Origin of the sequence: Mesorhizobium sp. M2E.F.Ca.ET.209.01.1.1 (assembly GCF_004010375.2) — a bacterium.
GTDB lineage: Bacteria > Pseudomonadota > Alphaproteobacteria > Rhizobiales > Rhizobiaceae > Mesorhizobium.
The window spans coordinates 1-410 of the sequence record NZ_SADP02000263.1 but is presented as its reverse complement, the minus strand read 5'-3'; the positions used below and the strand labels follow the sequence as shown (position 1 = coordinate 410).

Annotated in this window: 1 protein-coding gene; it reads right to left on the bottom strand. The window is 56.3% G+C overall.

Going from position 1 to position 410, the window contains the following annotated elements:
* Positions 1–175: 175 nt before the first annotated feature.
* A partial coding sequence (locus EN852_RS35575; protein ID WP_135879658.1) for an antitoxin Xre/MbcA/ParS toxin-binding domain-containing protein occupies positions 176–410 on the bottom strand: 235 nt, incomplete at its 5' end.

The window sequence follows — 410 nt, the reverse complement described above, 5'->3', positions numbered from 1 at the left end:
ACGTCACATATTTGCAAAAATGGGACATTCTGAACAATAAGTACAATCGCAGCGGTCGAAAAGCCTACGTGATGTGCCAAATGTGCCATTTATTACAGTTTTATGACGGATAGTTTGCCGATTAAACTTCTAAGGCGGGAACAGATGTGGAAAAAAGCGACTCCCAAAACTAGGGTCAGGACAGGGCGCGGACGGCGCGCAGCACATCCTCGACCATGTCGTCCCGCAACATCTCGATGGGGACCCGGCCGTCCAACTCGGGCGAGGGGCGGGTCAACCAGAACCAGGCCAGCCTCGGATTGGTAATCGCCGACAGCACCTCGCTGATGCCCGGAACCGGCCTGCCGTCGACGAACTGGGCCAGCGGGAAGACATGCTTGCGGCCGCCCTTGCGAAGCCCAATGACTTCG